This is a genomic window from Aeromonas sp. 600724, from assembly GCF_049175135.1.
Taxonomy (GTDB): Bacteria; Pseudomonadota; Gammaproteobacteria; order Enterobacterales; family Aeromonadaceae; genus Aeromonas; species Aeromonas veronii_A.
In genome coordinates, this window is sequence record NZ_JAAKUM010000007.1 from 118,490 (window position 1) to 141,991 (window position 23,502).

The following is a 23,502-nucleotide window of genomic DNA, read 5'->3' on the forward strand; positions in this document are numbered from 1 at the left end:
GGTCTCAGGATTGGAATGCCAGCGCCCGTTTTTCACACCAGCGAAAACCAATTGTTAACAATCCGTTCATCGCCAGATAAAGCCCGCCAGCCACCCCGAACACCGCCAGGGTATCGTAGGTCTGGGCGTTCAACCCCTGCGCCAGCCCCATGATGTCCATGATGGTGATGGTACTGGCGAGGGAGCTCCCCTTGAGCACCAGGATCACCTCGTTGGAGTAGGCAGGCACCAGATGACGGGCGGCATGGCGCACCTTCATCCACAAGGTCTGGCGGCCGTTAAAGCCAAGCGCACGACACGCCTCCACCTCACCAGCCGGGATGGCATCGAGCGCCCCCTTGAACAACCGGGTGGAGTAGGCCGCCGTGTTGAGGCCCAGCGCCAGCACGGCGCAGAACCAGGGCTGCTTGAGCAGCGGCCAGAGCGGGCTGGCTTTCAGCCACTCAAACTGACCCGGCCCGTAGTAAATCAGGAAGATCTGAATGAGCAGCGGCGTGCCGGTAAAGAGCAGCACCCACAGCTGCACCAGCTGGGTCGCCACCGGCAGGCGCAGCTCCAACACCCAGGTCATCAGGGCTGCCAACACAATCCCCAGCAGCAGGCTGAACAGGGTCAGCTCCAGCGTGGTGACCAGACCGCCCAGCAACGTAACGAGATACTCTTGCATCAGTCAGCCTCCGTAGCGGCGGGTGTAGCGGGCAGCCAGCCCGAGGCCATATTCACTCACCAGACTGATGGCCAGATAGATGAGGGCGGCGGCGGCATACCAGGTGAACGGCTCATAGGTACTGGCCGAGGCCATCTGGGCCTGACGCATCATCTCGTTGACCCCGATAAGCGACACCAGCGCGGTATCTTTCAGCAACACCAGCCACTGGTTGCCGAGGCCCGGCAGGGCATGACGCCACGCCTGCGGCAACACGATGCGAAAGAAGATGTGGCTCTTGCTCAACCCCAACGCCAGCGCCGCCAACCGTTGACCTGAAGGCACCGCATTGAGCGCCGCCCGCAGGGTCTGGGTCGCATAGCTGGCGAACAACAGGGAGAGCGCCAGCACGCCACAGGCGAACGGGCTGAACTCCACATACTCGCCAGTGATGAGGAACAACACCTGGGTCGAGCCGAAGTAGATGAACAGCACCACCAGCAACTCGGGCAGGCCACGGATCAGCGTGGTCAGGGTGGCCACTGGCCACACCAATGCACGCTGCTTGCTGAGCTCGGCGGCACTGAACGCCAGTGCCAATACCATGCCCCCGACCAGTGATGCCAAGGCCAGCCCGAGGGTCATCCAGGCTGCATCCAACAACAGGCTCAACATGGCTTACTGCGCGAAGTATTTGTCGAAGATTTTCTGATAGGTGCCGTTGGCCTTGATCTCGGCCAGCCCCTTGTTCAGCTGGGTCAGCAGCGCCTGATTGCCCTTGGCGACCGCGATGCCAAAGCCGGTACCGAAGTACTTGGCATCGGTCACCGGTGCACCCACCACCGCATACTCCTTGTGCTGCTTCAGCCAGTCGGCTGCGACAGCGGTATCAGCAAACACACCGTCGGTACGGCCATTCATCATGTCGAGGAAGGCGCTCTGGTAGCTGGCGTACGGCACGGTCAGCAGACCCTTGCTCACCCAGTTATCCACCAGATAGGACTGGTGAGAGGTACCGTTCTGCACACCGACTGTCTTGTCGACCATCTCTTCCGGCCCCTTGAAGGCCCCTTTCTTGGCGACGAATACTGCCGAGTTCTCGTAATAGATGTCGGAGAAATCGACCTGAGCGGAGCGCTCCGGGGTCACGTCCATGGCGGCAATGGCGGCATCATAGCGACGGAATTTGAGGCTGGGGATCAGGCTGTCAAAGGCCTGGTTATGGAAGCTGCACTCCAGCTTGGCCTGCTCGCAGATGGCGCGCGCCAGATCGATGTCAAAACCCTGAAACTCGTTCTTGTCATCCAGGTATTCGAACGGTGCGTAGGTGGCCTCGGTGGCGAACTTGATCTCTTTGGCCATGACGGAGGTACTCAACAGGCCCATGGCAGCAACCAACAACAGACTCTTTTTCATGACAGCTTCCTTATCGATTCAATATCAATGCATCAAGAATTCGGCAAACCGGCTGGTTTGCGGGAATTGGAAAATGGCGGCGGTGCCGGATTCGATGATCCGCCCCTTCTCCAGATAGATCACCTGACTGGCCACCTTGCGGGCAAAGTCGACCTCGTGGGTCACCACCACCTGGGTAATGCCGGTCTGGCTCAGGTTGCGGATGATCTCGGCCACCTCCTTGGTGATCTCGGGATCGAGGGCTGCAGTCGGCTCGTCAAACAGCAGCACTTCCGGGTCCATCATCAGGGTACGGGCAATGGCCACCCGCTGCTGCTGACCGCCAGAGAGACGGGCAGGCCAGGCATCGCGCTTGTCGGCCAGTTGCAGCTGGGCCAGCAGGTAGGCCCCCTTCTCGATGGCGGCCTCCTTGCTCATGCCGAGCACCTTGACCGGCGCTTCAATCAGATTCTCCATCACAGTGAGATGTGGCCAGAGATTGTACTGCTGGAACACCATGCCCACCTTGCGGCGCAGCAGTTGGGACTGGCGGTTGAATTCGGCAGCAGAGAGGGAGTTCGGGAAAGAAAATTCACTTTCGCCAATCCGCAGAACACCCGCATCCGGGGTATCCAGCAGATTCATCATCCGTAGCAGGGAACTCTTGCCAGCACCGCTCGGGCCCAGCAACACCAAGGTTTCACCGGGGGATGTCCGAAAGCTGACCTGTTGCAGAACCGGCACCTTGTGCCAAGACTTCTCGATACCTATTAATTCAATACCCATACAGCCCAATTGAATAAGTTTTCAAAATTTCATCCCGATTCTATCCCTAATAAAGGTTGATGCAAGCCATTTTTGAATCAATATGCAGAACAAGCGCCGCTTCCTTGCAAAAAACGGCATATGAATGCAAAATGGCCCCGCTGTTCGTATCTGCCGCCTGTATCGCGCAGGCCGCCACACCTCCTCATTCGTGAGACCAAGATGAAACACAACGACAAGCAAGAAAAACTGGCCAAGGCCTTTAAAGCCTTGCTGAAAGAAGAGCGCTTTGGCTCCCAGGCAGAAATCGTCACCGCCCTGCAAGAGCTGGGCTTCGAGAACATCAACCAGTCCAAGGTATCGCGCATGCTGAGCCGCTTCGGCGCCGTTCGCACTCGCAACGCCAAGATGGAGATGGTCTACTGCCTGCCGGTGGAACTGGGCGTGCCCACCACCTCCAGCCCGCTCAAGAATCTGGTACTGGACGTCGATCACAACGGCGCACTGGTGGTGATCCACACCAGCCCGGGTGCAGCCCAGCTGATCGCCCGCCTGCTCGACTCCCTCGGCAAGGCAGAGGGGATCCTCGGCACCATCGCCGGTGATGACACCATCTTCATCACCCCGACCAGCGACACCGATATCGAAGAGCTCTACCTCTCCGCCCTCGAGCTGTTCGAACAGACTCCGTAATGGCCGCTACCGCGTCATAGCGGTCACGCCAGAACGAAAAATCCCGGCCAAGGCCGGGATTTTTGTTTTCTGAGTCTTCGTCAGGCGGGCTTATTTGCCCTGCGCCATCAAAAAACCTTCCGATGGGGCGAAGAAAGCCGCGCCGGTCACCGCCTTGGTAAAGCGCAGCAGGTGGTCGAAGTGGCTGCCCTCCCCCTTGTACATGCTGGCCAGCATGGCGTTGAAGTGCTGAGGAGTGCGGCAGCAGGAGATGAAGTAGAGCCCCTGCTCGGTCATGGTGCCCCAGGGCATGCTCTGGCGCAGGATCTCCATGGACTCTCCCTTCGGAGTCTTGAGATTGACCCGCTTGATGTGGGCGGTCAGCGGTTTGGCGGCAGACTCATACTCGATGTTATCGGGCTTGGTGCGACCGATAATGTCTTCCTGCTCTTTTTGCGCCAGCTTCTCCCAGTCGCTCATGGCATGGACCCAGCGCTGGACATGAATGTAGGAGCCACCGGCAAACTCGCCTTCCGCCACCAGCGCCACTTCGGCACGGTGCTCATCCTGCGGGTTCTCGGTGCCATCGACGAAACCGGTCAGGTCACGGCAATCCAGGTTGCGGAAACCGCGCACCTCTTCGGCCAGCTCGACCAGTCCGGCCAGCAGTGCCATCACACGGTGACCTGCGTGGTGCAGCACATCCACCCGATCGGCGCGCAGCTGGATAAAGAGATCAAACGGGGTGTTGGGCGCTTCCTGACCATTGGCGGATTGCGCCATAAAGCTGCGGAACTGGGGTGGACGGGCGGCAGGGTAGAGACCATCCCAAGCGTCGGCGCCAACAGCAACCAGACCGCTGAAACCGGCATCAGGGAAATCGGCGGCGACCGCCTGCCACAGGGCGGGCAGTTTGGCCAGACGGCCGACCAGTTCGGCGGCATCGCCGGTACGATTGAACATCAGATAGAGGGCGTGCAGATTCGGCTCTGCGCAGATCCCGGCTTGGGCTTTCATATATCTCTCCCCTGAATAGGCGTTAGCGTTACGGGCTATTTGCGTTGCGCGATTATAAACCAGAGTGGATCCAGTTCTTTGATTTCACGACGATATCACGCGTTCAGGGCAAAGGGGCAAATAACACCAACCCATGGGGGGCAACCTTGATCCGTGCCCGCATCCCATCAAGGGGCTCGCCAATGCTCGCCTCCAGTTGCAGATCGCCACACTCGAACAGCACCCGGCAGTGGTGACCGAGGAACTGCTGCTCCACCACCTTAAGCTCGCCATCTGCGGCGCTCTCCAGCAGCAGTTGCTGGGGGCGGAGCATCAGCTGCAACTGCTCACCCACCGCCCGGCCATGAGGCTCACTGCCACAAATGACCCCGAGCGCCGTCTGCACGCAGTGGCTGTCCACCACCTCGGCAGCCAGATAGTTGACCCCACCGAGAAACTCCGCCACGAAGCGGTTTTGCGGACGGCGATAGAGCTGCTCCGGCTGGCCCACCTGTTCGATGTGACCAGCGCGAAACAGCGCCAGCCGATCGGCGAAGGCGAACGCCTCTTCCTTGCTGTGGCTGACGAAGATAGCGCCGATCCCCTGCTGCTTGAGCAGGGCGCGGATCTCGAGGATCAACTTCATCCGCACCTGGGTATCGATGTTGGAGAAGGGCTCATCCAGCAGCATCAGCCGTGGCTTGCACACCAGCGCCCGGGCGATGGCCACCCGCTGCTGCTGGCCGCCGGAGAGCTGGTGCGGATAACGATCCCCCAGCCCCTGCAGATTGACCAGCGCCAACGCCTCGTCAACCTGCTGCTGGCGGGCGCGGCGATCGAATTTGGTCAGACCGAAACCGACGTTGTCGGCCACCGTCAGGTGGGGGAAGAGGGCGTAATCCTGAAAGATCATGCCGATGTTGCGCGCCTCGGGCGGCACGCTGGCACCCGGCCCGTCGAGCAGGGTATCGCCGAGGCGAATCGAGCCATCGGCCAGCGGCAGCAGCCCGGCGATGGCCTTGAGCAGCGTGGTTTTGCCGCAGCCACTGGCTCCCAGCAGGCAGACGATCTCGTTGTCTGCCACCGTCAGGGAGAGCTGTTCCAGCACATTGCGGCCGTTGTAACGGCAGCTGACATTTTCAACCTGCAAACAGGACAAGGCTGACTTCCTCTCGTTTCTGGCGGCGCGCAGCCTTTTGGTTCAGCGCACCGCATGCAATTTCATTGGCCGACGTGGCGACTCAGTGGCCCGGACTGTCCAGACTGCGGTTGACCCAGATCAGCGGCAACAGCCCCACCAGCACGATGACGATGGCCCCCAGCGCGCCGCGCTCCAGCATCTCGTCCGAGACGAATTGGTAGACGTGGGTCGCCAGAGTATCGAAGTTGAACGGCCGCAGCAGCAGGGCGGCGGGCAGCTCCTTCATGGATTCGATGAATACCAGCATGGCACCGGCAAACAGACCTCGGCGCACCAGCGGCAGATGGACCCGCCGCAGCATGCCGCCATCCCCCTGCCCCAAGGAGCGGGCTGCCATGTCGAGACTGGGGGAGATCTTGCCCATGCTGCTCTCCACCGAGCCGATGGCGATGGCCACGAAGCGCACCAAATAGCCGAACACGATGGCGGTAATGGTGCCGGTCAGCAGCAAGCCCGGCCCCTGACGCCCGAGCCACTCGGCCAGATCGTTGATGGCAAAGTCGAGGGCGGTGAGCGGCACCAGCACCCCGATGGCGAGCACGGTGCCCGGCATGGCGTAACCCATGGCGGCGATGCGCAGGGGCAACAGACTCTTTATACCGCCATCGAGGCGGCGGAAGAAGCCGAGCAGCAGGGCGATGCCCATCGCCAGCAGGGCGGTTAGCGCCGAGATAGCCAAGCTGTTGCCGGCGAAGCGGACAAACTCCGGTGTCCACGACAACTCGAAGTAGCGCACCCCGTAATCGAGCAGGATGACGAACGGCAGGCCGAAACCGGCAAGCACCAGCCCCCAGCACCAGAGACCGGCCAACCAACGGCCAATCCCCTTGAGCGGATAGCGCAGCGGCTGCTCATGGCCCATGGACTTCTGGAACACCTGCTGCCGACTGCGCGAGCGGCGCTCCAGCGCGATCAGCAGCACCACAGCCAGCAGCATCAGGCAGGAGAGTTTGGCCGCGGTGGCCAGACTACCGTAGCCGAGCCAGGTGTCGTAGACCGCCGTGGTCAGGGTGTTGATGGCAAAGAAGTGGACGGTGGCAAAATCTGCCAGCGTCTCCATGGCCAGCAGCGATACCGCCACCATGATGGCGGGGCGCGCCAGCGGCAGACTGAGGCGACGAAAGCTCTGCCACGGGGTGCAGCCGAGCAGGCGGCTGGAGTGGATCAGGCTGACTGACTGCTCGAGAAAAGAGGCGCGGGTCAGCAGATAGACATAGGGGAACAGCACCAGCGCCAGCACCCAGGCGGCGCCACCAAGGGAGCGAATGGCAGGAAACCAGTAATCGGCAGGGCTGTTCCAGCCAAAGAGTGCTCGCAACCCGGCCTGTAGCGGGCCCGAGTAGTCGAGCAAGTCGGTATAGACGTAGGCGACGATATAGGAGGGCATGGCCATTGGCAGCATCAAGGCCCACTGCAGGGCACGGCGCCCCGGCACCTGACACATGGCCACCAGCCAGGCGGTGGGTACGCCAAACAGCAGGCTTAGCAATACTACGCCGACCACCAGCCCCAGGGTATTACCGAGATAATCGAGCAGCACGGTATCGGCGAGGTGGCGAAACAGCTCCCCCTCAGCCGAGAAGGCAGAGAAAAGCAGGGCTATAACCGGTAAACCCAGCAGCAGGGCGATGGCCCAGCTGCCGGTCATCCATCCAAAATTTTTCATGAGACCACAGATGTTGATGGGGCCGTTGGCCCCATCTGATTACAAATCGAACTTCACTTCATCCAGCAACTGCAAGGCGTCCTTGCGGTGCTTGGCGTAATCGCTGACCGGTAGTGCGTCAGACTTGAAACTGCCCCAGGACTTGACCATGGCGGAAGGCTCGACTCCGGCCTTGACCGGATATTCGGCGTTCACGTCCGCATACATGTGCTGGGCGGTGTCGCCAGCCAGAAACTCCATCAGCTTCTGGGCCTCGGCCTTGTTCTTGGCATACTTGGTCATGGCCACGCCGCTCACGTTGACGTGGGCACCGCGGTCAGCCTGGTTCGGGAAGTTGATATAGACCGCATCCGCCCAGGACTTCTGCGCCGGATCTTTCAACATGGCGCCCAGATAGTAGCTGTTGCCGAGTGACACGTCACAGATACCATCCTTGATCGCCTTGACCTGATCCCGGTCGTTGCCCTGCGGCTTGCGCGCCAGGTTGGCCTTGACCCCTTCCAGCCAGGTTTTGGTCTCGGCCATACCGTGATGGGCAATCATGGAGGAGACCAGCGCCACATTGTACTCATGCTTGCCGCTGCGGGTGCAGATTTTTCCTTTGAATTCAGGCTTGGCCAAGTCTTCGTAGCTGATGGTCTCGAGCTTGCCGAGGCGATCCTTGCTGGAGTAGATGGCGCGAACCCGGGTGGTCAGGGCGAACCAGCGATTCTCCGGATCACGATAGATGGCGGGGATGTTCTCCTGCAGGATCTTGCTGTCTACCGGCTGCACCAGCCCCTTGTCCACCAGATCGGTCAGACGGCTGATATCGACGGTCAGCATCAGGTCGGCCGGAGAGAGCTTGCCTTCCCGCTCCAGACGCTCGTTCAATCCCTCTTTGGCGAACACCACGTTCACCTTGATGCCAGATTCCTTCTCGAACTGCTGGATGATGGGCTTGATCAGCTCATCCTGCCGGTTGGAGTAGACATTCACTTCCCCGGCCGCCAATGCCGACTGAGCTGCCAACGCAGAGAAAGCCAGTGCCAACATCTTCATTTTCATCATCCATTCCTTGATTAGCTATACATAGTGATAACGATTTCCGTTTGCATTCTGCATACATCTTATAAGCGGATCAAGAAAGCTCGCCGTCGCCACATCACATATTTAATCGCCCATAATTGAAAAGGGCCGGATGGAATCCCATTCGGCCTCTTCTGAGCAAAACGTTATGTTGATCAGGCTTCAATAAGCGCTCACTCCATCGGGATTCCCCGAGATCGGGAGGTCAACAGATCTGTACGTCACGGATGCGGTTCATCACAGCGCCTCGTCGTCACTTTCGCCGGTGCGGATGCGCACCGCCTGCAGCAAGTCATAGACAAAGATCTTGCCGTCGCCGATCTTGCCGGTATAGGCCGCCTTGCAGATCGCCTCGATCACCCCTTCCACGTTATCATCGGCGGTAGCAATCTCCAGCTTCACCTTGGGCAGGAAGTCGACCTGATACTCGGCTCCCCGGTATAATTCGGTGTGTCCCTTCTGGCGGCCAAATCCCTTGACCTCGGACACGGTCAGCCCTTCCACCCCCAGGTTGGCAATAGCCTCGCGGACATCGTCCAACTTGAACGGTTTGATAATCGCACTAATCAGCTTCATCTGGTTGCTCCCAATCCATGGTGTGTCATGAATCGGGTTTCAATTCTTATGCCAAGTATTTTTATTGTTTTATTTCATATAGATAGAGTTTAATGCCTGCGCCATTCGTCAGGCACATCCCCATAACCGGCCAGCACGCCCCATAATGAGGCACCATGCTGCAGCGGTCAGCGGGTATGCACCAAACAAGAGCAAAACAGCATGTTAGTTATCTCCAACAGCGTCACGATTCCCTGGCATGAGCTGCAATTTCAGACCATGCGGGCACAGGGCAACGGTGGACAGCACGTCAACAAGACCGACTCCGCCGTCTGGCTGCGCTTCGATTACCGCAACTCTCCCAGCCTGACGCCCCTCTACAAGGAGGGTCTCGACAAGCTGAGCGACAGCCGGGTACACGATGGCTTTATCCTGATCCGGGTCGAGAGCCATCGCAGCCAGGACATGAACCGCAAGGAGGCGATGAACCGTCTGGTGGAGTTGCTGAAGAAAGCAGCCTGGCGCCCCAAGGCTCGCCATGCCACCAAGCCGACCCGCAGCACCCAGCGCAAACGGGTCGATGCCAAAAAGCGCAAGGGGGATATCAAATCCGCCCGCGGCAAACCGGTTCTGGACTGAGCCAGCCCCCAAAGGATGTCAGCCGATGAGATACAGTTTTTGCGACAGCGCCCGCGGCCCCCTGCTGGTCGCCATCGATCAGGATGGTCTGCGCTATGTGGAGTTCGTGCGGGGGGAGCAGCCGGTAACTCCGACCAATGAGTGGCAGCGTGATGACCTGGCTCTTGCTCCTTTCGTCGAGCAGTTCACCGCCTATTTTGCCGGAAAATTGCAGCAGTTCGATCTGCCCATGGCACCGAAGGGCACCCCGTTCCAGCAAACGGTGTGGAACGCTTTGTGTGATATCCCCTATGGCGAGACCGTGAGCTATCTCGAGATTGCCCAGGCTATCGGCAATCCCAAGGCAGTGCGAGCAGTAGGCGCTGCCAATGGCCGCAATCCGCTGAGCATCATAGTACCCTGCCATCGGGTGATCGGACGCAGCGGCGATCTAACCGGCTATGCTGGCGGCATTCCCATCAAGCGCTGGTTGCTGGCACTGGAACAGGCAGGCACAACATTCGAGCTGGCCCCATGAGACAATGAGCGTCCCCGGAGAGGAACGGGACAATATCGCGACCAGAATGAAAAGGCTTTCAATCAGTGGCCACGCCTTGCTGACAAGATGAACAGAAGATGAAGAATCGCCTCAGAACTACTTCAGATTGAGCTTGGCATGATGGCTCCATACTTGAATGGCACGGCTCATTCGCTGATTCAAGTAGCACCCATGTGACGCTTCCAATCTGTCTTTTTCCCCGCGCCTCCTCTGAGGCGCTTTTTTTGTGGCAACACAACAGGCCACCCTCTGACTGAGTGACCTGAGCATCGCACGCTCTGCACCTCCACAAAGACAAGAGGCGAAGGATCCCCCTTGGCCTCTGGCGTTATCGCTGGCTACTCGCTCTGGGGCAGGAACTGCAGCTCTGGCGCAGAAGAGGTCAGCACATCGGCGCAGTAATCCCAAGTGGAGATGCGATAGTGCTGCAGATCTTCATCCAGATGCAGGCCGTCCGACTCCTGATGGAACCAGCTGGCAAAACGGGATGGAGTGATGAGCTGGATCTGCTCTTCGATGGCGTGGCTATCCTTCCCCTCAGCCAGATCGCAATCCTCGATGACCCGCAGGGCATAAATATGGCGAAAATAGACCCTGCAGAGGATTTGCGGGGGTAGATCGATGCTGCGCGCCCGCCCCAGCATGATGGTCAGGGAGTCGCTCCAGAGATCCTGATGCAACTCGGCCACAACCAGACCGGGCGGGAGCTGGCGGGACGGAGCCCAAGGGACGGCAACCTGCCGAATGGCATTTTTCTGTTCCATATTCACCTCACGACAACTCGCTCCCTGTCTTGAGTCTATCTGAACCACATAGTCCCGGCGAAGGCAATCGATGGACAATAAAAACGGCAATAAAAAAGCCGACGTATCAAACGTCGGCGAATAAAAAGTGCTTACAACAGAGGATTCAAATATTCAGACCCGCGGGTCGAAAGATTGGTTCCCTCTTTTTGTAATTAATTTTCGGCGCGTTTAAACATCAGGGTATTGGCGTCCGACTCTTCCGGCACAAAGTAGTAGCCCTCGGCGTTGAAACCGGTCAGCTGCTCCACCTCGGTCAGACGGTGCTTGATGATGTGGCGAGCCATCATGCCGCGCGCCTTCTTGGCGTAGAAGCTGATGATCTTGAACTGGCCGTTCTTCTCATCCTTGAACACCGGTGTGACAATCCGCCCTTTCAGGCTCTTGGGTCGTACCGACTTGAAATACTCGTCGGAGGCCAGATTGATCAGCACTTCATCCCCCTGCGCAGCCAGCGCGTCATTGAGATGGTGAGTGATCACCTCCCCCCAGAACTGGTAGAGATCCTTGCCGCGACTATTGTTGAGCCTGGTCCCCATCTCCAGTCGATAGGGCATCATCAGGTCGAGGGGGCGAAGCACGCCGTAGAGGCCGGAGAGCATCCGCAGGTGTGCCTGAGCGAAGTCAAAATCGGCCTCGCTAAAATCCTCCACCGCCAAACCGGTGTAGACATCCCCCTTGAAAGCCAGCAGCGCCTGACGGGCATTGGCGGGGGTGAAATCTGGCTGCCACTCGGCAAAACGGGCGGCATTGAGACCGGCCAGCTTGTCGCTGATCTTCATCAGAGTGGCGATCTGGTCAGGGCTCAGTTGGCGGGCCCGGCGAATCAGTTCGGCGGAGTGATCCAGCAGCTCGGGTTGGGTGAAACGGGGGGTCACCAGCGGTGACTCGTAATCCAGCGTCTTGGCCGGGGAAACCACAATCAGCATAACGTTCCTTTCTGGCGAGGGGCCGAACAGCGGATCGGCCCCATGTTTCATTCATCCAGCGTCACATTTTCCAGTGTGCCGGACCCCAGCTGCTCGCGACCGGAGAGCTTGATCAGCAGCCGCAGGTCGTTGGCCGAGTCGGCATGGGCGAGGGCCTCACTGTAGCCAATCTGGCCGGCGCAGAACAGGCTGAAAAGCGCCTGATCGAAGGTCTGCATGCCCAGTTCGGCAGATTTGGTCATCACCTCCTTGAGACGGTGCATCTCTCCCTTGCGGATGATGTCGGTGATGAGCGGGGTATTGAGCAGGATCTCGAATGCCGCACTGCGCCGCAAACCATCGACACTCGGCACCAGTTGCTGGGCGACAATGGCTCTGAGGTTGAAGGAGAGATCGAACAGAAACTGGCGATGTTTCTCCTGCGGCACCAGATGGAGGATGCGATCCAGCGCCTGGTTGGCGTTGTTGGCATGCAAAGTGGCGAGACAGAGATGGCCAGTCTCGGCGAACTGAAGGGCAAACTCCATGGTCTCCTGACTTCGGATCTCGCCGATCAGGATCACGTCCGGTGCCTGACGCAGCGAGCTTTTCAGTGCTACATCGAACGACTCGGTGTCGATCCCCACCTCCCGCTGGGTCACCAGGCTACGGCCATGCTGATGGACGAACTCCACCGGGTCTTCCACCGTCAGGATATGACCATCGGCATGCTGGTTGCGATAGCCGATCATCGCCGCCTGAGTGGTCGATTTACCCGCCCCGGTGGCACCGACAAACAGCACCAGCCCGCGCTTGGCCATCGCCACCTCCTGCAGGATCCTGGGGAGCTGCAGATCTTCAAAGGTGGGAATGCGGGTCTCGATACGACGAATCACCATACCGGGCAGCTCCTGCTGCCAGAAGGCGCTGACCCGAAAGCGACCCAGCGCCTCGCGGTAAATCGCGTAGTTGGCCTCCTTGGTGCGGACATAGCGCTCGAAGTGATCGCTGCTGAGGGTATCCCTGACCAGCGTCAGCGCCCCTTTCTTGTCGAGCGCGTCTCCCCCCAGCGACACCAGATGGCCATTTACCTTGAGGGTGGGCGGCGAGCCCACCGTCACAAACAGATCCGATCCCTTTCGCTCGACCAGCTCGCTCAGCAGATCATCCAGATTCATCATTTATCCCTCCCTGGGTACAAGTCGCTTAAATGCTGTTGGGATCAACGGCCTTGGCCTTGGCATCGAGGGATGCCACCACGCCACGACTCACCAGCTGCTTGAGGCTCTGATCCATGGTCTGCATGCCGTGGGTCATCCCGGTCTGGATCACCGAGTAAAGCTGGGCAATCTTGTCCTCCCGAATGAGGTTACGCACCGCCGGAATGCCCATCATGATCTCGTGCGCTGCCACCCGACCGCCACCAATGCGCTTGAGCAGGGTCTGGGAGATGACCGCCCGCAGGGATTCGGAGAGCATGGAGCGTACCATGTCCTTCTCCGCACCAGGGAAGACGTCGATGATACGGTCGATGGTCTTGGCCGCCGACGAGGTGTGCAGAGTGCCAAACACCAAGTGGCCGGTTTCGGCGGCAGTCATGGCCAGACGAATGGTCTCAAGGTCGCGCATCTCGCCCACCAGAATGATGTCCGGGTCTTCCCGCAGTGCCGAGCGCAGGGCGTTGCTGAAGCTCTTGGTATCACGGTGTACTTCCCGCTGGTTCACCAGGCAGCGCTTGTTCTCGTGGACGAATTCGATGGGGTCCTCGATGGTGAGGATGTGGTGATGGAAGTTCTCGTTGATGTAGTTGACCATGGCCGCCAGGGTGGTCGACTTACCGGAACCGGTCGGGCCGGTCACCAACACCAGACCCCGCGGGAACTCGGCAATCTTGCGGAAGATCTCCGGCGCATCGAGATCTTCGAGGCTCAGCACAGTGCTGGGGATGGTACGAAATACCGCGCCCGAACCGCGCGCCTGCTGGAAGGCGTTGACCCGGAAACGGGCCAGATTGGGCACCTCGAACGAGAAATCGACCTCGAAGTTCTCCTCCAGCTCCTTGCGCTGATGGTCGTTCATGATGTCGTAAATGAGGGCATGCACTTCCCGGTGTTCCAGGGCGGGCAAATTGATCTTGCGAACCTCACCATCAACCCTGATCATCGGGGGAACCCCGGCCGAGAGGTGTAGATCCGAGGCTTTATGCTTTACACTGAAAGCCAATAACTCTGTGATATCCATAGACTTGTCATTCTCCCATCACAAGATCACTAACGAAATATGAACCAGATTGCCCAGCACCTGTTTCAGGTAAAGGAACGTATTGCCCAGGCCGCCGAACGGGCTAGCCGCAACCTGCAGCAGATCCGCCTGCTGGCCGTGAGCAAGACCAAGCCGGTCGAGGCCATCATGGCCGCCCATGCCGCAGGTCAGCGCTGCTTTGGCGAATCCTACGCTCAGGAAGCAGCGGCCAAGATCGATACCTTGCGCCAGCAGCCGGAATATAGCGACATAGAGTGGCACTTTATCGGCCCTTTGCAATCGAACAAATCCAAACTGGTCGCCGAACGGTTCGACTGGGTGCAGAGCGTGGATCGGGACAAGCTGATCGACCGCCTCAACAACCAGCGCCCAACTACAATGGCACCGCTAAATGTTTGTCTGCAAATCAATATTAGCGGAGAGAGCAGCAAATCCGGAACGTCGGAACAAGAGATTTTCCGCCTTGCCGAGCAGGTCTCTCAAAGTGAGCGACTGGTGCTGCGGGGACTGATGGCCATTCCAGAGCACACCAGTGACGAGCGCGTACTGGCCGCCCAAATGACCCGCATGCAGACTCTGTTCACCGAGCTTGCGCGACAATACCCCACGGTGGATACCCTCTCGATGGGCATGACCGAGGATCTTGAACTGGCGATCGCCCACGGCAGCACCATGGTGCGGGTCGGCACCGCCATCTTCGGCGCCCGTGACTACTCATAGGCAAGGCCAGCGGATAACCCATACGTCCGCCTCTTGCCCGACTTCATCAACAGGAGCGTTTGATGGAACACCGAATTCTGGCGTCAGGTGGTGCAGGCAGCGCCAACCCCGCCGCGACCCCATGTGCTACAGGAGCATCTGATGCAGCATAGAACGCTGGCCTTTATAGGCGCGGGCAACATGAGCCGCAGCATCATCGCCGGACTGGTCAAGGCGGGTTATCCCGCCGGGCAGATCACGGCCGCCAACCCCAGTCTGCCCAAGCTGGAGACGCTGGCGAGCGAACATGGCATTCGCATCACCCAGAGTAATGCCGAGGCGGCCCGCGACGCCGAAGTGATCGTGCTGGCAGTCAAGCCGCAGCTGATGGCCGGCATGCTGGCAGCACTGGTTGAAGAGCTGGGCTCCCTTGAAGGCAAGCTGCTCATCTCCATCGCGGCCGGTATCAAGGTGGCGCGCCTTGGCGAGATGGCCGGTGGCCACGACCGCATCATCCGCACCATGCCCAATACCCCTGCCCTGCTGGGTCTGGGCATGACCGGCCTCTACGCCCCCGAGCATATTGGAGCCAGTGATCGCGCGTTTGCCGAGCAGATGATGCAGGCGGTCGGCAAGACCCTCTGGGTGGAGCAGGAGTCTGGCATCAACGGCGTCATCGCCGCGGCGGGCAGTGCTCCGGCCTACTTCTTCCTCTTTATGCAGGCCATCGCCGAAGAGGCCGAAGCGATGGGTTTCTCGCCCGATCAGGCACGCCTGCTGGTGCAGCAGACCGCGCTGGGCGCAGCCGCCATGGTGGAGCAGAACCCTGAGCTGTCGCTGCAAACCCTGCGTGAGCAGGTCACCAGCAAGGGCGGCACCACAGCCGAAGCCATCAAGACATTCCAGCAGCAGGGGCTGATGCCGCTGACTGCGCAAGCCATGCAGGCGGCCGTTGCTCGTGCCACCGAAATGGAAACCCTCTTCTAACAGGAGCCCAGATGAACACTGCTTACTTTCTGATTAACACCGTTTTCGATCTCTACCTGATGGTGATCCTGCTGCGCGTCTGGCTGCAGTGGGCCCGCGCTGACTTCTACAACCCGATGAGCCAGATGGTGGTCAAGCTGACCAATCCGCTGGTGATCCCGCTGCGCCGCGTTATCCCGGGCTTGGGCGGCATCGATCTCGCTTCCGTGGTGCTGGCGCTGGCCATCGCCTTCGCCAAGCTGGCCCTGCTCAAGAGCATGAACGTACTGCTGGCGGACTGGCTCAGCATCAGCCTGTTTGCCGCGCTGACCGTGCTGAAGAAAGCCGGCTCGATGATCTTCTGGGTACTGCTGATCCGCGCCATCCTGAGCTGGGTCAGCCAGGGCCGCAACCCCATCGAATACGTGATGCATCAGCTGACCGAGCCATTCCTCGCCCCTATCCGCCGCGTACTGCCGGCACTGGGCGGGCTGGATCTCTCGGTGCTGGTCGCCTTTATCGGCCTGCAAGCCATCAACTACCTGCTGGGTGACCTGTTTGGCCAGCTGTGGTGGATGATTTGATGCCAGCCGTCCTGCAACAAGGGGATGAACTGGTACTGCATCTGGTGATCCAGCCCAAGGCGAGTCGGGATCAGATCATCGGATTGCATGGCGAAGAGCTGAAAGTGGCCATCACGGCGCCGCCCGTCGATGGCCAAGCCAACAGCCATCTGATCAAGTTTCTGGCCAAGCAGTTCAAGGTGGCCAAGGGACAGATCACCATAGTGCGGGGCGAGCTTGGACGGCACAAAACCGTCGCCATCGACAGTCCCAAACAGTTGCCGCAAGAAGTGAGTGCACTGCTGAATGACACGCAAGGTTGAATGAATCGGCCTGCGCCAACCGTAGATATGAGAGGGATGACAGATGAAAACAGCCTGGATGAGTGGCCTGCTGGCACTGCTGATGACCCTGCCGCTCAAGGCAGAACAGATGAAGGAGCTGGGGCCCTGGCTGGTACACTACAACGCCTTCAACTCCAGCTTCCTCACACCGGAGGTCGCCAAAGCGTATGGACTGGAGCGCAGTCGCTACAACGCCATCATCAATATCGCGGTACAGGACAAGCAGAAAGTGGCGCAAGCCGTGGGGATCACCGGTGAGGCCAAGAACCTGACCGGCACCATCCGCACCCTGAACTTTCAGGAGGTAAAAGAGGGCGATGCCATCTACTATCTGGCGACCCTCCCCTACCGCAACGAAGATACCTATCAGTTCACCCTGAAGATCATGGGCGGTGGGCAGCAACAGAACCTCAGCTTCCAGCAGACCTTCTACGTCGACTGAGCAGCAACAAGAAGCCCCGACCAAGGCCGGGGCTTCATTTTATCCATATGACAAGGGCGCCATCAGGGCGCCCTTGTTACATCTATTCCGTACCGCGACTGTTACAGGGCGAGGAACAGACCGGCCAGACAGGCGCTCATCAGGTTCGCCAGCACGCCGGAGAGAATGGCGCGCATGCCGTAACGGGCGATGAAGGATTTGCGCTCCGGCACCATGGAGCCCAGACCGCCGATCAGGATCGCCATGGAGGAGATGTTGGCAAAGCCGCACAGGGCGAAGGTCACGATGGCCTTGCTCGACTCGCTCAGGGTCTGATCCTGCACCAGGCCGATAAAGGCGACGAACTCGTTGACCACGATCTTGGTACCGATCAGGGCGCCAGCGGCTTGTGCCTGATCCCAGGGCACACCGATCAGCCAGGAGACGGGGGCAAACAGCCAGCCCAGAATGATCTGGAAGCTCAGATCCAGCCCTGCCAGACCGCCAGCCCAGCCGAGCAGGCCATTGAGCATGGCGATCACACCAACGAAGGCCAGCAGGGTCGCACCGACCGCCACCGCAATATTGAGGCCGGACATGGCGCCATCGGCCGCCGCTTCAATCACGTTGGTGGCACGGGGGATCTCAACATCCTGATGGTGATCGACCTCTTCAGCTCCCGGCGGCACCAGGATTTTGGCCATCGCCAGACCGGCAGGGGCCGACATGAAGGCGGCAGCGATCAGGTATTTCAACTCAACCCCGAGGCTGGCATAGCCCACCAGAGTGCCACCGGCGACGGAAGCGAGACCACAGCTCATCACCGCGAAGAACTGGGAATCGGACATCTTGGAGAGGTAGGGTTTGACCACCAGCGGCGCTTCCACCATGCCGACGAAGATGTTGGCGGTCGCGGAGAGGCTCTCGGCACGGCCGGTGCCCAGCAATTTCTGCAAGCCACCACCCAGCAGGGCGATCACCCGCGGCATGATGCCGATGTGGTAGAGGATGGCGATCACCGCGGAGAAGAAGATGATGACCGGCAACACGTTGAAGGCAAAGATGAAGCCCAGCTTGAACTTGGCCAGATCGCCGAACAGGAAGGCGATCCCCTCCTGACCATAACCGATCACGCTGCTTACGCTCTCGCTGACCCCGTTCAGCACGTGCTGACCGGCAGGCAGCCAGAGCACCAGACCGGCAAACATGACTTGCAGACAGAGGGCAAGACCAACTGTTCGCAATGGGATACGACGACGATTATCAGAGCAGATGACGGCAAGCGCCAGGATACTCAGGATGCCGAGCAGGGCAATCATAGGGACTCCATCAGGTGGGGCAAAAGATGGGCGCGGATTCTGCGCCTCTCACCCCGTCACTGCAAGTCCGCTTGGTTACAAGCCTGTTAGAAAAAACGTTTGCACGATATCGGTTGCGCCAACTGGCTGATTTGGTTCGGTTTTAGTATCAGGAGAAATCGAGAGTTTTTATATGGAAACAATCATTCCTCACTGCCGGACAATTTACCCCCGAGCCAGGGGACCAGTCGCTGCTCCCAATAGGGTTCGGGGCCAAATCTGGCCTTGAGGAAATCGATGAAGAGACGGATCTTGGGATCCAGATGTTCGCGCCTGGCATAAACGGCGTGTACCGCCATCTGCTGGTTCGGTCGCCATCCTGGCAACACCGGGATTAGCTTGCCGCTCTGTAACTCCTTGTCCAGCAAGTAGTTGGCGATATAGGCGATGCCGAGCCCGGCCAGTGCCGCATCCCGCACCGCCTCCGCCATATCCACCCGATAGTTGCCCGCCACCTGCACCGTCTGGCGCTCCTTGCCCTGGCGAAACGACCACTGGTGATAGCGCCGCTCCCGACTCTGGTAAGTGATGCAGTTGTGCTGGGCCAGATCCTTGGGATGGAGCGGCGTACCGTGGCTCAGCAGGTAATCCGGCGAAGCCGCCACCACGAAGCCAATGTCGGCCAGCCGCTGTCCCACCAGCCCTTCCGGCTTGTCCTCATAGGTGGTGAGCCAGAGATCCAGCCCCTCATCCACCAGATTGGTTCTGTGGTCGAACAGCGAGACCTCCAGCTCCAGCTCGGGATAGCGATCCTGAAACGCCTTGAGATGAGGAATGACGTGCAGACGACCAAAAGATTGGCCCACCCCGAGATGGAGCACGCCACTCACCTTGCCACGCCGCTCGGCGATCATGGAGTCAGCCTCCTGCGCCACCGCCACCAGCGCATGGCAGTGACGGGCATACTCCTGACCCAGCTCGGTCAGGACGAAGCGGCGGGTGGTGCGCTGCACCAGCTGGGCGCCAAGGGTGGTCTCCAGCAGCGCCAGCTGCTTGCTGATATGGGATTTGGAGACCCCGAGACGACGGGCGGCGGCAGAGATCCCCTGCTCGCGCACCAGCGCATCGAAGATCACCATTTGAGGAAGACGTTGCAGCACAGGATAACCGGATTGAGTGGCGGTAGCCCATTATTCCAGAGCCGCCCGCCAAGGGGTAGGGTCAGAGCCCCAGCGCCCGGGTGATCTGCAGTTTGAGGGGGTCGTCAGCCGGATTCTGGTTGGCGCCGTAGCTGGCGATCAGCTTGCCATCGCGTCCCACCAGATACTTGTGGAAGTTCCAGTTCGGCTCATCCCCATCAGCGGCCGCCGCCAACCCCTTGAACAGTGGCACAGCATCGGAGCCCCGCACCGCTACCCGATTGAACATCGGGAAGGTGACGCCATAGTCGCGGCGGCATACCTCGGCGGTCTTGGTCTCGTTGCCCGCCTCCTGCCAGAAGTCGTTGGAGGGGAAGCCCAGAATAATCAGCCCTTTATCCTTGTAGCTCTGGTAGAGCTTCTCCAGATCTCGGAACTGGCCGCTGTAGCCGCAATAGGAGGCGGTATTGACCACCAGCACTACCTTGTCCTCGGTCAGCTGACAGAGGTTGTGGCGCTGGGCATTGTTGAGCTCCCGCATCTCCACATTGAAATAATCTGGGCACGCCGCAGAGGCCGCGCCAGCCCCCAATAACAGCAACAGAGTGAACCATTTCATCGCCAAGACTCCTTTTGTTTTGTCCATCATACGCGGTTACCAGAGCCGCAGTTCACTCTCAATGCAATGGAATGCCGGTCAGCCAGCCGTGGCCCCAGAACACCAGCAGCGCGGTGGCAGCCAGGCCCGCCCCGACGCTGATGCCTGTGCCAGTCCAGTTGGCCGCCGGACGGGGATATCGCTGCCAGTCCCGCACCGAAATCCAGACCATGCTCACCAGCGCCCAGAGCCCGATGCCGCCAAACAATACCAGAGAGCGCGCCTCGCTGTTGACCAGCAGATGGGCCACCGCCCAGAGCAGGGTACCGAGCAGTTGGGGATGCACCAGCCAGCGCCGCAGATGGTTGGGCCCCTGGCCGGAGAAGAAAAGGATCAGCGCAAAGGGCATCATCACCGTCATGGTCATCGGCCCCCAATCCGGCAGGAAGTAGAGCGGCAGCGAGCTGGCCGAGCGCCAACCGGCGATGATGCAGGCAATGGCGACAAACACCAGCAGGGAGAAGAGCCCCTTGTAGCGATTCTCCCCCAGCCGCTCGCGCAGCCGCGCCCGATGGGCCACCGCAAAACAGGGGTAGAGATGGATCAGGGTAAACAGCGCAACCCCCAGGGTCAGCAGGAACATGAGTCTCTCCTTGTACTTGGTACGACCACTATGCCGTAAAGGGAGATGTGCGCCTATCAAAACCGCGCTGACCCATGGAGTCAAAAGTGTGGCAAGACAAAGGAGCAGAAAGAAAAGAGCCGATCACGATGGATCGGCAAATAAGTGCCAGGGCAGTCAGACATCTCGCGAGATGGGAGATGCCCCAAACGGGGATATTGAGTGGCCGATGGGGCGCATCGGCCGAACCGGATCAGCCCTTGAGCTGATAGAGCGCTGCTACGTTGCGCGCAGTGAGTTGAATGTTGGTGCTGGCGCTCTCCAGCGCCTCCGGCAGAGACATGGCGCGGTTGACTACGGCGAATACCGCGTCCAGCCCGTGATCGTGTACCACACCGCAATCGTCGGTCAGGCAACCGGAGATGCCGATCACCGGCTTGCCGAACTGCTTGGCGCAACGTGCGACACCGATTGGCGTCTTGCCGTGGATGGTCTGGCTGTCGATGCGCCCTTCGCCGGTGATGACCAGATCCGCATCGGCCACTTCCTCGGCCAGTTTCAGTGCTTCGATGACGATCTGGATGCCGGGCTTGAGCTCGGCACCAAGCAGACCGACCAGTGCGGCCCCCATGCCACCGGCAGCGCCCGCCCCCGGAATATCCTTCACCTGCTTGCCAAGGGCCTGCTCAATGCAGTCGGCATAACGGGAGAGGTTGGCATCAAGTTCGACAACCATTTCAGGCGTTGCCCCCTTCTGCGGGCCAAACACCGCAGAGGCGCCTTTCGGGCCGCAGAGCGGGTTGTTCACATCACACGCCACCTCGATAACCAGCTCGCTCAGACGCGGATCCAGACCGCTCAGGTCGATGGTCTCGAGCTCACCGAGACCCGCGCCACCCAGCTCGATGGCAGAGCCATCGGCTTTGAGCAACTTGCCGCCGAGCGCCTGGATCATACCGGCTCCGCCGTCATTGGTGGCGCTGCCGCCGATACCGAGGATCAGATGCTTCACCCCCATCTCCAGCGCGGCCAGGATCAGCTCGCCGGTACCGAAGCTGGAGGTGAGCAGTGGATTGCGCTGCTCGGGCGCCACCAGATGGATGCCGGAGGCGGCGGCCATCTCGATGACGGCGCGCTCGCCATCGCCCAGCAGGCCGACGAAGCCCTGCACCTTGTTGCCAAGAGGCGCGGTCACTTCGACCGGCAGGATGCGGCCACCGGTGGCATCGACCAGCGATTGCACCGTGCCCTCACCGCCATCGGCCATCGGCAATTTGACGTAGGTGGCATTCGGCAGTACCTGCTTGAAACCGGCCTCGATGGCATCAGCCACCGCCATGGCGCTCAGACTCTCCTTGAATGAATCGGGGGCAATAACAATTTTCATATCAATTCCTTAGGCGAGGCCAAACACGCCAAACATCAGGGTGGAGACAGTGGCAATGGTCAGACCGACTGCAGTTTCGTAAGGGATAAGTTTCAGGCGCTCACCCACGCCCATGTGGACGCTGCCACCGGTGGCATGGAAAAAAGAGCCGTGGGGCATGTGGTCAAACACAGTGGCACCGGCATGGATCATCGCCGCCCCGGCCAGACTGCTGATCCCCAGTTCAATCAGGGTGGAGCTGAATACGTTGGAGGCCACCACGGTACCGGCGGTGGTCGAGGCGGTCGCCAGCGACATCAGGGCACCGGAGATAGGCGCCAGCAGGTAAGAAGGCAGACCGGAGGCGGTCAGGCCGCTGATCAACACATCCTTCAGACCGGAGTTGGCGATGATTCCTGCCAGGGTACCGGTACCCAGCAGCATGATGGCGACTGGCGCCATACGGGCGAGGCCGGAGACCACAAACTGGTTCACCTTGCGGAATTTACCCATCATCAGGGCACCGACCAGACCACCAAGCGGCAGCGCAATCAGCGGATCCACCACGATACCGGCGACCGGGCGTAGGGCCAGCAGCAGGATGGCGACCAGCGGTGCACTGATGGCGGCGGCAAAGCCCGGCAACTTGGCACCGGCAAAGCTCACCACCTCATCAGCAGCAACCTTGCTGCCCTTGTTGTTCAGCCGCTTGGCCAGCCAGTAGGCCATCACCAGACCGAACAGACCCGGAATGATGCCCGCCGCCATCACAGAGGTGAGGGGCAGATGGAAGGCATCAGCCGCGGCAATAGCGTTAGGGTTGGGGGACATGACGTTACCCGCCTTGCCGCCGCCGATCATCGCCAGCAGGATGGCCGCCTTGGAGAGGTCGGCACGGCGGGCGATGGCCAGCGCGATGGGGGCGACCGTGATAACGGCCACATCCACGAAGACGCCGACCGCAGTCAGGATCAGGGTTGCCAGCGCCAGCGCCAGCAGGGCGCGGGTTTCACCGAGTTTCTTGACGATGGTCTCGGCGATAGTGGTGGCAGCGCCCGATTCGATCAGTACACCCGCCAGCACACCGGCCGCCAGGATCCGCATCACCGCAGTGGTGATCCCCTGGGCGCCGCCGATCATCAGGGCGACGGTCTGGGTCAGATCGGCACCGCCAATCAGGCCACCGGCCAGGGCACCCACGATCATGCCGTAAGCGGGCGGCACCTTCTTCAAAATGAGGATGATGGCGATGGAGAGCGCCGCGATGGCGCCAAGGGCTGTAACCGGGATCATGACGGACACCTTCAATGGGAGTGAATGGCCGCCATTATGGAGATCTGCAATCAGAATGCTTTGGCTTACAAACCAAAAA

27 protein-coding genes are annotated in these 23,502 nt (G+C 60.0%); 8 read left to right on the forward strand and 19 right to left on the reverse strand.

Features of this window, described 5'->3' with window-relative positions; all coding sequences use genetic code 11:
• Positions 1-4: 4 nt before the first annotated feature.
• The 4 genes from artM to G5168_RS08620 are packed head-to-tail and all read right to left on the reverse strand — an operon-like array spanning position 5 to position 2,827.
• Positions 5-667, reverse strand: a complete 663-nt coding sequence (artM, locus tag G5168_RS08605; RefSeq protein ID WP_005348902.1) for an arginine ABC transporter permease ArtM — start codon at positions 665-667, stop codon at positions 5-7.
• Positions 668-670: 3 nt separating this feature from the next.
• Positions 671-1,321: an arginine ABC transporter permease ArtQ gene (gene artQ, locus G5168_RS08610; protein WP_043826111.1), complete on the reverse strand. Its 651-nt coding sequence runs from the start codon at positions 1,319-1,321 to the stop codon at positions 671-673.
• A 3-nt stretch (positions 1,322-1,324) separates the two neighbouring features.
• Positions 1,325-2,062 (reverse strand): transporter substrate-binding domain-containing protein, encoded by a 738-nt coding sequence (locus tag G5168_RS08615; protein WP_227341901.1) that lies wholly within the window; start codon positions 2,060-2,062, stop codon positions 1,325-1,327.
• A 24-nt stretch (positions 2,063-2,086) separates the two neighbouring features.
• Entirely contained in the window at positions 2,087-2,827 is a 741-nt protein-coding gene (locus tag G5168_RS08620; protein WP_421252080.1) for an ATP-binding cassette domain-containing protein, read from the reverse strand.
• 201 nt (positions 2,828-3,028) lie between these two features.
• Between G5168_RS08620 and argR the strand changes: the two genes are divergently transcribed.
• Positions 3,029-3,499 carry a transcriptional regulator ArgR gene (argR, locus tag G5168_RS08625; RefSeq protein ID WP_005340378.1) on the forward strand — a complete coding sequence of 157 codons (471 nt, stop codon included), beginning with the start codon at positions 3,029-3,031 and terminating at the stop codon, positions 3,497-3,499.
• Between the two features lie 90 nt (positions 3,500-3,589).
• Here argR and G5168_RS08630 read toward each other — a convergent pair whose 3' ends face one another.
• From G5168_RS08630 to glnK, 5 genes are all read right to left on the reverse strand, one after another.
• Positions 3,590-4,495: a Dyp-type peroxidase gene (locus G5168_RS08630; RefSeq protein WP_201990763.1), complete on the reverse strand. Its 906-nt coding sequence runs from the start codon at positions 4,493-4,495 to the stop codon at positions 3,590-3,592.
• Between the two features lie 103 nt (positions 4,496-4,598).
• Positions 4,599-5,633, reverse strand: coding sequence for an ABC transporter ATP-binding protein (locus G5168_RS08635; protein WP_337073205.1), 1,035 nt, complete (start codon positions 5,631-5,633; stop codon positions 4,599-4,601).
• Between the two features lie 82 nt (positions 5,634-5,715).
• Entirely contained in the window at positions 5,716-7,341 is a 1,626-nt protein-coding gene (locus G5168_RS08640) for an ABC transporter permease (protein WP_421172264.1), read from the reverse strand.
• A 39-nt stretch (positions 7,342-7,380) separates the two neighbouring features.
• Complete coding sequence (locus G5168_RS08645) at positions 7,381-8,388, reverse strand: Fe(3+) ABC transporter substrate-binding protein (RefSeq protein WP_021230948.1); 1,008 nt, start codon at positions 8,386-8,388, stop codon at positions 7,381-7,383.
• A gap of 258 nt (positions 8,389-8,646) precedes the next feature.
• A complete protein-coding gene (gene glnK, locus G5168_RS08650; protein WP_005341406.1) occupies positions 8,647-8,985 on the reverse strand; it encodes a P-II family nitrogen regulator in 339 nt (112 codons plus the stop codon).
• A 201-nt stretch (positions 8,986-9,186) separates the two neighbouring features.
• Here glnK and arfB point away from each other — a divergent pair, with 201 nt between their 5' ends.
• Both arfB and G5168_RS08660 read left to right on the forward strand, forming a co-directional pair.
• Positions 9,187-9,603, forward strand: coding sequence for an alternative ribosome rescue aminoacyl-tRNA hydrolase ArfB (gene arfB / locus G5168_RS08655; protein WP_421252081.1), 417 nt, complete (start codon positions 9,187-9,189; stop codon positions 9,601-9,603).
• Positions 9,604-9,628: 25 nt separating this feature from the next.
• Positions 9,629-10,120 (forward strand): methylated-DNA--[protein]-cysteine S-methyltransferase, encoded by a 492-nt coding sequence (locus G5168_RS08660; RefSeq protein WP_227341897.1) that lies wholly within the window; start codon positions 9,629-9,631, stop codon positions 10,118-10,120.
• Between the two features lie 359 nt (positions 10,121-10,479).
• On the opposite strand, the gene G5168_RS08665 is transcribed toward G5168_RS08660, so the two are convergent.
• The 4 genes from G5168_RS08665 to tapT form a co-directional block, all read right to left on the reverse strand.
• The gene (locus tag G5168_RS08665; RefSeq protein WP_005340360.1) at positions 10,480-10,905 is read right to left on the reverse strand and encodes a hypothetical protein; all 426 of its coding nucleotides are present in this window, start codon (positions 10,903-10,905) and stop codon (positions 10,480-10,482) included.
• 194 nt (positions 10,906-11,099) lie between these two features.
• The gene (yaaA, locus tag G5168_RS08670) at positions 11,100-11,873 is read right to left on the reverse strand and encodes a peroxide stress protein YaaA (RefSeq protein WP_201937767.1); all 774 of its coding nucleotides are present in this window, start codon (positions 11,871-11,873) and stop codon (positions 11,100-11,102) included.
• 47 nt (positions 11,874-11,920) lie between these two features.
• On the reverse strand, positions 11,921-13,030 hold the full coding sequence (gene tapU, locus G5168_RS08675; protein ID WP_227342977.1) for a type IVa pilus ATPase TapU: 1,110 nt from the start codon (positions 13,028-13,030) through the stop codon (positions 11,921-11,923).
• Positions 13,031-13,058: 28 nt separating this feature from the next.
• Complete coding sequence (tapT, locus tag G5168_RS08680) at positions 13,059-14,093, reverse strand: type IVa pilus ATPase TapT (RefSeq protein WP_005340354.1); 1,035 nt, start codon at positions 14,091-14,093, stop codon at positions 13,059-13,061.
• A 39-nt stretch (positions 14,094-14,132) separates the two neighbouring features.
• Between tapT and G5168_RS08685 the strand changes: the two genes are divergently transcribed.
• The 5 genes from G5168_RS08685 (at position 14,133) to G5168_RS08705 (ending at position 17,128) form a co-directional block, all read left to right on the forward strand.
• A complete protein-coding gene (locus tag G5168_RS08685; protein ID WP_100654584.1) occupies positions 14,133-14,834 on the forward strand; it encodes a YggS family pyridoxal phosphate-dependent enzyme in 702 nt (233 codons plus the stop codon).
• 141 nt (positions 14,835-14,975) lie between these two features.
• Positions 14,976-15,800: a pyrroline-5-carboxylate reductase gene (gene proC / locus G5168_RS08690; RefSeq protein WP_201990756.1), complete on the forward strand. Its 825-nt coding sequence runs from the start codon at positions 14,976-14,978 to the stop codon at positions 15,798-15,800.
• Positions 15,801-15,811: 11 nt separating this feature from the next.
• A complete protein-coding gene (locus G5168_RS08695) occupies positions 15,812-16,363 on the forward strand; it encodes a YggT family protein (RefSeq protein WP_047436998.1) in 552 nt (183 codons plus the stop codon).
• Positions 16,363-16,665, forward strand: a complete 303-nt coding sequence (gene yggU, locus G5168_RS08700) for a DUF167 family protein YggU (RefSeq protein WP_005340341.1) — start codon at positions 16,363-16,365, stop codon at positions 16,663-16,665. The genes G5168_RS08695 and yggU overlap by 1 nt, the downstream gene beginning before the upstream one ends.
• 43 nt (positions 16,666-16,708) lie before the next feature.
• The gene (locus G5168_RS08705) at positions 16,709-17,128 is read left to right on the forward strand and encodes a DUF4426 domain-containing protein (protein WP_005340339.1); all 420 of its coding nucleotides are present in this window, start codon (positions 16,709-16,711) and stop codon (positions 17,126-17,128) included.
• A gap of 101 nt (positions 17,129-17,229) precedes the next feature.
• Here the strand turns inward: G5168_RS08705 and G5168_RS08710 are convergent, their stop codons facing one another.
• The 6 genes from G5168_RS08710 to G5168_RS08735 all read right to left on the reverse strand — a co-directional run bounded on the left by G5168_RS08710 (position 17,230) and on the right by G5168_RS08735 (position 23,423).
• A complete protein-coding gene (locus G5168_RS08710) occupies positions 17,230-18,426 on the reverse strand; it encodes a NupC/NupG family nucleoside CNT transporter (RefSeq protein ID WP_227341896.1) in 1,197 nt (398 codons plus the stop codon).
• A 182-nt stretch (positions 18,427-18,608) separates the two neighbouring features.
• Positions 18,609-19,544, reverse strand: coding sequence for a LysR family transcriptional regulator (locus G5168_RS08715; protein WP_042053315.1), 936 nt, complete (start codon positions 19,542-19,544; stop codon positions 18,609-18,611).
• Positions 19,545-19,626: 82 nt separating this feature from the next.
• Positions 19,627-20,163 (reverse strand): glutathione peroxidase, encoded by a 537-nt coding sequence (locus G5168_RS08720; RefSeq protein WP_227341895.1) that lies wholly within the window; start codon positions 20,161-20,163, stop codon positions 19,627-19,629.
• Between the two features lie 58 nt (positions 20,164-20,221).
• Positions 20,222-20,785 carry an NnrU family protein gene (locus G5168_RS08725; protein ID WP_042053314.1) on the reverse strand — a complete coding sequence of 188 codons (564 nt, stop codon included), beginning with the start codon at positions 20,783-20,785 and terminating at the stop codon, positions 20,222-20,224.
• A 232-nt stretch (positions 20,786-21,017) separates the two neighbouring features.
• The gene (locus G5168_RS08730; protein ID WP_266134741.1) at positions 21,018-22,151 is read right to left on the reverse strand and encodes a glycerate kinase; all 1,134 of its coding nucleotides are present in this window, start codon (positions 22,149-22,151) and stop codon (positions 21,018-21,020) included.
• A gap of 9 nt (positions 22,152-22,160) precedes the next feature.
• A complete protein-coding gene (locus G5168_RS08735) occupies positions 22,161-23,423 on the reverse strand; it encodes a GntP family permease (RefSeq protein WP_421252082.1) in 1,263 nt (420 codons plus the stop codon).
• Positions 23,424-23,502 lie beyond the last annotated feature (79 nt).